The sequence below is a fragment of the Bacillus sp. AFS012607 genome (genome assembly GCF_002558005.1).
Lineage (GTDB): Bacteria > Bacillota > Bacilli > Bacillales > Bacillaceae_G > Bacillus_A > Bacillus_A thuringiensis_S.
Genome location: NZ_NTVM01000075.1, coordinates 1 through 8,163, shown reverse-complemented (window position 1 = coordinate 8,163; position 8,163 = coordinate 1). Strand labels below are relative to the sequence as shown.

Here is an 8,163-nt window from a genome sequence, read left to right as displayed (position 1 = left end):
CTCATTTATTAATTGGCTCTGTATGTGTACATGCGGGATATTGTGAACAGCCAAAAAACTTATTTCCTGTTTTATTTGAATTACGAACGACTAAATCATGTTTACATGTTGGATATTTCCGTTCTGCAGGTTTTACCCCTTGATACACATCTTCAGCCGAATATCCGGGATTGATTTTATTAATCAATTTCTGAAGGTCTACACGATCTATTAGTTTTACATTGCAAGCTTCGGCTAATTCTTTCGCCTGCCTTGTATACACACTGTTCGTTACAACCCAGCCCTCATGTGCTTTGTAATAGGGGTCACCATACATGCCCATCAACTTAAGAAATCGGTAGTTCTCCAAAACGAAGAAAATTTCGTTCTGGGGACACTTCAAAATATTAGCTTGATGGCCATGCTACGTTACCCCTAATAAACATTAATCTTTCGGTTCATATAAGTAAAAATCGTCTTCTTCAGGAAACTTAATAACAATAACTTTTCTATTTTCTTTTTCAAATACAGTAGTAGCTCCTTCTTCATGCTTTTTTTCCACCCTTTAACTCTTATAGACATTAAAGGTAAATAACCAAAAGTATATTGATAATCTGCTGGCTTATCATCTTCAACATGGTTAGAAAAAATAAACACAGGAAAATCTTTAATTTTCGACTCTTTCGTCATTAAGAATGTAGAGAGAATCAGTAGTAATAAGCCCCCAAAAATTATCTTTGTTTTTTTAAGTTTCACAATTCATCACTCCTATTGATATTGTACTGAATATCATTATAGAAAAATATAACAAATTAATTCATTTGGCAAGATAAACACAAAAAGTAATATGTGTTGATGTGTAGAGATAATAAAATCATATAATTTCGGGCGTAGAAATAAAGTAACCATCTATCTGTTGAATAGATGATTATGGGGTGCTGACGCATCGCCATAAAGCTAAAGTTTTACACTATCCATTATGTAAAAAAGTCGTTATTCTTTTTGTAGAAATATACAGAAAGGATGGCGTTTTTGTATGACTCTATCGATTCAAGATAAGTTTCATTTGTTCGCTGAAGAACTACAGCGATATCTATCTCCACATATCCTCCAACAACTCGCACAGGAGACAGGTTTTGTAAAACGTACAAGCAAGTATGGTGCACGAGATTTGGCTGCTTTATGTATTTGGATCAGTCAACATGTAGCAAGCGATTCTCTTACTCGATTATGTAGTCAGCTTTATGCAAATACAGCTACACTTATGAGTCCAGAAGGACTTAATCAACGTTTTAACCGATGTGCGGTTTTATTTCTACAGCGTGTATTTTCCTTTTTAATTAAAAGCCAACTGAACGATTCTTCTCAAATCTCAAACCAATACATTTCTTATTTTCAGCGTATACGTATTTTAGATGCTACTATTTTTCAAGTACCCAATCATTCGACTCCTATTTATCCTGGTTCAGGAGGATGTGCACAAACAACGGGTATTAAGATTCAGCTAGAGTATGATTTACATAGTGGCAAATTCCTCAATTTTCAAATAGAACCAGGTAAAAATAATGATAAAACCTTTGGTACAGAATGTTTGGATACCTTACGACCAGAATATTTATGTATTCGAGATTTATGATACTTTTCTCTAAAAGATTTAGACCAGATGGATCAACGAGGGGTGTTCTATGTTTCACGGTTGAAATTAAATAATAGAGTATATGTGAAAAATGAATCTCCAGAATTCTTTCGGGATGGGACAGTAAAAAAGCAATCTTTATATGCTTTACTTGACCTTGAACATATCATGCATCAGATAAAACCAGGAGATACTTATGAAATTCGAAATGCCTATGTGGACAACAAAAATTACCCTCACGAGTTGTGATATACAGACTCACATCAACTCAAGTTCATAAACGTAGGAAACAGCAAACTTATGTTGAAAAGAAAAAAGGGGTTACATACTCTGAAAAAAGTAAACGTTTAACAGAAATCAATGTTTATATTAATAACATCCCATGGGAAATTGTTCCGATGGAACATGTTCACGAGATTTACTCTCTACGTTGGCAAATAGAGATTGTATTTAAAACATGGAAATCTCTTTTTGGTATCAATCATTGTCACAATATTAAGCGAGAGCGTCTAGAATGTCATCTTTATGGACAGTTAATCGCTATTTTTCTTTGTTCTTCCACTATGTTCAAAATGCGACAGCTGTTACTACAGAAAAAGCAAAAAGAATTAAGTGAATATAAAGCAATTTATATGATTCAAGATCATCTGTACTTAGTATATGAAGCTATACAACAAGACACCCAAGAAGTATCAAAAATTTTTCTTCGTCTGTTTGACCTCTTACACAAAAACGGACGGAAATCCCATCGATATGAGAAAAAGACAGTCTTTGATATTTTAGGTATTGTTTATCAGTGCACTGTATCCAATCTAAAGCAGAAAACTGCATAACCTTTAAAAATACACCTTATCAAGGTTTATTTGGAATGCGTATTTTTAGAAACAAATAAACAAAATATCAAGCATGTAGGCAACAAGAACGGAAGTTCATGAAATACCTAACCTTAGCTTGATGGGCATGGGGTCACCATATCATTTCGGGAAAATTGTACGTTTAGACACAATTTAGACACGGATTAACGTATTCTCTTTACGTTAAAGAAAAGGTAAAGATATTATCAAGATAACCTAAAAAAGTGTAGAAAGGAGATTCTACACTTTTTTAGGTAAATAGAAATGAAACAATACGCCATCGACTGTATTATTTACCCCATACTCAGCTTCATGAAGTTCTAAAATATTTTTTGAAATAGCAAGTCCAAGCCCCGTTCCACCTTGTGAACGTTGACGTGCTGTATCAACTCGGTAAAAACGATCCCAAATTTTATCTAATTGATCCTCTTCAATATGAGCACCTTTATTTTCTATACAAATCTTGACTCGATTTGGCTCATCTATTGTAGAAATAATAATATCCTCTTTATTTGGTGTATAGCGTATGGCATTTGTAATAAAATTGACGATTACTTGTTCAATGCGAAGTTGATTAGCAATCACTTGGGTTGGAGATATATTTTTGTAAACATGTAACTCTTTTTTCTCTATCTCTAATAATAGCTGTGCACATATATGCTTAATAACTCCATCAATATAAAAAGTATCTATTTTCATTTTATAGGTACCAGATTCAAATTTCGCCAACTCCAGCATGTCTAAAATTAACATATCCATCTTATCTACTTCTTTTTCCATCGCTTGAAAATAATATTCTTTTTTATGCTCTGCCACTCCATCTTTTAAAATAGAAATGCAGCTTTTCATAATACTTAGTGGTGTTTTTAATTCGTGGGATACACCTGAAATAAATTCTTTTCGCGTATTTTCTAACTTTCTTTCTTTTTCAATATCCTGCTCTAATTGTTCAATATGTGTGTGCACTTTATTTGATAATATATTAATGTTATTAGATAACTCACCAATCTCATCTTTAGACGTAATTGGAATCCTCTCCGTAAAATCTAATTGTGCAATTTGTTTCGTTCTATCATTTATTCGTAATAGTGGTTTTGCAATTTGTTTTGAATAATAAAACGAAGCCAGCAAAATAAGAACTACTACAAATCCAATGAAATATATGTAATAATCCTTTACCATTTGTATGGCTTCATCTACAGGCTGCAACGAAGCCATCGTAAATATATATGTGAAGGAACCATCCTTTTCTTGTATCTGTTTAATTAATAATTTATATTTTATATCATTTTTTTCATAGTCAATTATTTGTAAGAAATTATAGGTTTGTTCAGCACCATTTAACAACAATTCTGCTTGAAATTCTCTTATACTCTCCATAAATAAGTCATTTATATATATTGGATTTCCCAAGGCTATGTTAGCAGGCGATTGAAATTTCACAATACTCCCTGCAAAAGTAGTATACAAATCCCCCTTATCTTTTATGTTTCCCTTTTTTATTTCCAAAGCAGTTTCACTCATTTTCTTATCAAGTGGTTTATTTGTCCAATTCAAATTGCCATCTGCCATACTAACCGAAGCTGGAATGAATATATCATCTTTCTCAATTCCAGAAAGATAAACTTTCGTGCCTGATGTAGAACGTAATTTTTCATTTTCAATCTCATCGATTTTCAAAAGATTATATAAGGGAATTGTAACGGTCACTTTGCCCAATTTATTTTGTGAAAACTCATTTAATTTTACCTCTACATAAAAATCATTCGCATTCTTTAAATTCCCATAACGATCTAACGTTGTAATCCATATATTGTTTTTTTTAGAAAAGTCTTGTTCCAGTTTTTGCATTGCTTCTACGTTGCCCACGTGATTTAAATACTCCCTCTCAAAGGAGTTTATATTTGCTTTAATATCATTTACTTTTCTATCTGCATAATATTGTTTAAAAAATATCGTTTGTCCAATAAATATTGTTGCTAGAATTAGCATGCATAGCACTGTTGTAAGGAGAAACAATTTTAGTACAATTCCTTTTCTCATATATCCCCCACAAACTTATACCCTATTCGAACAACAGTTGTAATGTACTTCGCCTTATGCCCTAATTTATTTCGTAAATTACGAATATGACTATTTACAGTCCAATCACCACCAGCCAATTCATATCCCAAAATTCTAAAAATCAATTGCTCTCTTGACAGAACAATTCCTTGATCCTGCATGAAATAGGTCAGTATCTCAAATTCTGTATGTGTTAAATTAATATCGATTCCATCTATCGTAATGATACGTGATGGGAAATAAACGTAAATCCCATGAATAGATATTGTATCATTATCGTTACTTAGAGATTTACTTGTAACCACTCGGCTTGCAAGTAGACGCTTCGCCCTTACCAATAAAATAGGCAGACTATATGACTTTGTTACATAATCATCTGCACCTAGCTCAAATCCAAGTAACGTATCATCTTCATCTACACATGCTGCCAGCATAATAATTGGGAATTGAGACATTTTGCAAATTCTTGGAAACACAGACCATCCATCTCTTTCTTCAAGTACTTGATATTGTTCATTTAAAAAATAATCTTTCAAAATTTCACTTAAAATATCTTCGTCTTCCACAATTAAAATCGTTTTCGACATATGTTACTTCTCCTTCTCTAATTTCTAACTAACTAAAGAAACACACATTTTAATACTATTTCGAATTAGTCATAATCAAATTCGCTTAAATAATGTATCGATCTGGTGCATCGCCTATAAAATCAAATGGATAGCATGTAGTTAACGTTAATGTTGGTTTTTCTTTCTTTACGATAACTGTCCGATCATCTGTATTTGTAATCCACATCTTATGAATTTCATAAGTTTTAACCTTATTATCGTCTTCCACAATGAGGTTATCCATCTCTTTCAGCTCTCCTAGGTTTGTAAATACCGTATCACGATGTCCACTTAGTACAATGTGACCACCACTTTCAGACGGAGTTGTTGTACTATCACTCACAAACATACCAACTCCTTTTTTCAGTGTGGTGTCATTTGCACCCCAATATACAGAAAACTTCTTCACTATTTTCGGGATATTTAATACAGTTACTTTCTCGCCTTCCTTATACTGCATTTGAGAAGAAAGTACTTGAGAATTTATAGTTGTTTCAGTTGTATGTTGGTTTGATTCTATTTTTTCAAAACGTTTTATCTCATCTGTCGTTAACTCCTGTGCAGGACTTTTCCCTTTGTACCATTCAAAGGAATAATACGATCCAATAAGAATACCAATTATCATGAGAACAAATCCAACAAGATTTAGAAACGTCACTTTTCATCCCTCCATGTGAAAAAATGGTAGGGTTCTCCTACCATTTTTTTTATGAAATCATTCTATTCTTTATATGTTAATAGATATTTTATTTTATCCTTTAATTTTACGGCGAGTAAATCTAAACACAGAACCTAACACTATAAGACCTGCACTTAAGGCCATCATTATTACATTATTCGATGCTGTATTTGGCAATTTTTCACCTTTTGTAACTTGCTTTCCTGCTTCTTTTTTCATTTGCGCTTGTTTTTGTTGCTCCTGAATTGCTATTTCTTCCTTTGTCATTGTTCCAGTAGACGCACTTGCTACCGAAGAATATCCTACTGTTAATAGCCCCATCGCACAAATTAGTAAAAGTTTCTTTTTCATTTTATTTTTCTCCTCTTTCACATTTTTATATCGCATCGGATGTATTAATAGGATATATCCGTTATATAAAGATAAAATGCAGATTATGTGCATTTCATTCAAAGGTTTAATTGCGACAAAAAAGAAGGGAGTGTTCTTGTCCATCTCCCTCGAAACGGAGAATAAGACAAACGTATAGTATTTCTAAGTAGTGAATAGCGAAATTTTTATTTTATTCAAAGGGTATTGTATTAACAACTCCATCAAAACCCCATATAACAAAATCTGAAGGGTCATTTTTTAGTTAAACGGATTTTTTTCATGTTTTCTTTAAACAAATGAAAAAAGAGCCGGATTTTCATCACAGCTCATGTATGAATAGGTTCTGTATGTGTACATGTCGGATATTGAGAACAACCAAAAAACTTATTTCCTGTTTTATTTGAATTACAGATCACTAAATCATGTTTACATGTGGGACATTTCCGTTCTGCAGGTTTTACCCCTTGATACACATCTTCAGTCGAATATTCGGGATTGATTTTATTAATCAATTTCTGAAGTTCTACACGATCTATAAGTTTTACATAGCATGCCTCCGCTAATTCTTTTGCTTGTCTTGTATATACACTGTTTGTTACAACCCAGCCCTCGTTTGCTTTGTAATAGGCTTGTGCTGCATATATCTCTTGTACGGCACTGATGCCGACTCTATTTTTCATCCCGTAGCGTTTCGCCTGGATTACAATGCGATTCTTCCCCTTCAATACCAGGTCCGCTCCGAAATCATTTGACTGCTTTGTGACTGTTGGAGAATAACCCAACTCTCGAAAGAGAGCTTTTAGGTATACCTCGAATTGATGTCCGTCCATTTTGTCTATATAGCGAATACCAGACTTAGCCATTCGCTTTAATATTCTTCGCTCCTGGATCTTCCGGTACATGAATTTACAAATACGAAAAAGAACATAAAGGATAAAACCATACATCAAAATTTGTAATATGTTTGGCATTTCTGGTAGATTAGACACTTCGCTCCACCTCTTTAATTGGTTTCATTTTCTTTGGTTGGGCTGTTTCTTTTGCCTGTTGCTCATTCACTTGTTTCTTCCGGACATCGTTCCAATCTTTTTCATTCGTTGGAATATCCTCTTTAAGATCGACAAAGCATTTCATTGTCTGAATGAAGTCTTTCCCAGCCTTATCATTATCAACTGCCATTATGACCTCTTTAATATCGTGCCCTTCTTTTTTCGCATCCATTAAAGATTGAATCACTGTTTTTGACTTCAATCCATGCATAGAAACCAGACGAGCGTTTTGGATATTATTTTGTTTAATGCTCCAATGAGATAACATGTCGATTGGATCTTCATAAAAATAAATCTTATCCGGTTTACCTACATCAACCGTAAAGCCGGCATTGATTTTTTCATAATTCGGGACAATTTGCTTAAAACTACCTCTTTTATTCTCCATTTTGACCGTCCCTTGACGGTTCATTCCAATGACTTGCCCTTTGCCTCCTTCTTCTCTCCATTTGAACACCACATTATTTTTCTTATCTTGGGCGATGAGATCCTTTTTAATCAGCCAGTTCACTAAACGAGGATCAATTTTTCTCTCATCAATTAAGTATTGCTTGATTTCTGTCTGTTTCGGCACCTCTAAATGTTTTGGATAACGAAAAGGCTGCTGCTCTTTTTTGCGCTCCTCTTCCGCTTTTGAACGATCAAACTCTTTGTAGTCCCCCTTCTGAATGTCCATCACGGCTTGTGGGAATGTCATATCATAGTACATCATCGCAAAGCTAATCGCTCCATATCCTTTTTCCCCTCGACTATTCCAGGCGTATTGATTGCCTTTAATGATGAGACTGTCATGCTCCGTATGACGATAATAGTTACCTTCTTTCTTAAACGTTTCTCCTTTTGCTTCCAGATATGAAATCAAATCCACGTTTCTTGCTTTCATCACATCCTCCGCACTGACATATGCCATTACGGAATCCCC

General features: G+C 33.8%; 6 protein-coding genes and 2 pseudogenes. 1 reads left to right on the top strand and 7 read right to left on the bottom strand.

Going from position 1 to position 8,163, the window contains the following annotated elements:
- Position 1 precedes the first annotated feature (1 nt).
- Positions 2 to 301: pseudogene (locus CN409_RS30765) on the bottom strand (topoisomerase DNA-binding C4 zinc finger domain-containing protein); the annotation flags it as partial.
- A 714-nt stretch (positions 302 to 1,015) separates the two neighbouring features.
- Between CN409_RS30765 and CN409_RS30755 the strand changes: the two are divergent.
- Positions 1,016 to 2,448: pseudogene (locus CN409_RS30755) on the top strand (IS4 family transposase).
- A gap of 261 nt (positions 2,449 to 2,709) precedes the next feature.
- Here CN409_RS30755 and CN409_RS30750 read toward each other — a convergent pair.
- From CN409_RS30750 to CN409_RS30725, 6 genes are all read right to left on the bottom strand, one after another.
- Entirely contained in the window at positions 2,710 to 4,512 is a 1,803-nt protein-coding gene (locus CN409_RS30750) for a sensor histidine kinase (RefSeq protein WP_097982035.1), read from the bottom strand.
- Positions 4,509 to 5,120, bottom strand: a complete 612-nt coding sequence (locus CN409_RS30745) for a response regulator transcription factor (RefSeq protein ID WP_097982037.1) — start codon at positions 5,118 to 5,120, stop codon at positions 4,509 to 4,511. Before CN409_RS30745 ends, CN409_RS30750 begins: the two co-directional genes overlap by 4 nt.
- Positions 5,121 to 5,205: 85 nt before the next feature.
- Positions 5,206 to 5,799 carry a class D sortase gene (locus tag CN409_RS30740; RefSeq protein WP_097853859.1) on the bottom strand — a complete coding sequence of 198 codons (594 nt, stop codon included), beginning with the start codon at positions 5,797 to 5,799 and terminating at the stop codon, positions 5,206 to 5,208.
- 93 nt (positions 5,800 to 5,892) lie between these two features.
- Entirely contained in the window at positions 5,893 to 6,171 is a 279-nt protein-coding gene (locus CN409_RS30735) for an LPXTG cell wall anchor domain-containing protein (protein ID WP_097982038.1), read from the bottom strand.
- 347 nt (positions 6,172 to 6,518) lie between these two features.
- Positions 6,519 to 7,181 (bottom strand): restriction endonuclease, encoded by a 663-nt coding sequence (locus tag CN409_RS30730; RefSeq protein WP_097982039.1) that lies wholly within the window; start codon positions 7,179 to 7,181, stop codon positions 6,519 to 6,521.
- Positions 7,174 to 8,151: a DUF3991 and TOPRIM domain-containing protein gene (locus CN409_RS30725; protein WP_097982041.1), complete on the bottom strand. Its 978-nt coding sequence runs from the start codon at positions 8,149 to 8,151 to the stop codon at positions 7,174 to 7,176. Before CN409_RS30725 ends, CN409_RS30730 begins: the two co-directional genes overlap by 8 nt.
- Between the last annotated feature and the right edge of the window lie 12 nt (positions 8,152 to 8,163).

Excerpts from the sequence above, each read along its gene's own strand:
- CN409_RS30745 (WP_097982037.1), bottom strand. The coding sequence starts at position 5,120 with ATGTCGAAAACGATTTTAATTGTGGAAGACGAAGATATTTTAAGTGAA.
- CN409_RS30725 (WP_097982041.1), bottom strand. The coding sequence starts at position 8,151 with ATGGCATATGTCAGTGCGGAGGATGTGATGAAAGCAAGAAACGTGGAT.
- CN409_RS30735 (WP_097982038.1), bottom strand. The coding sequence starts at position 6,171 with ATGAAAAAGAAACTTTTACTAATTTGTGCGATGGGGCTATTAACAGTA.
- CN409_RS30750 (WP_097982035.1), bottom strand. The coding sequence starts at position 4,512 with ATGAGAAAAGGAATTGTACTAAAATTGTTTCTCCTTACAACAGTGCTA.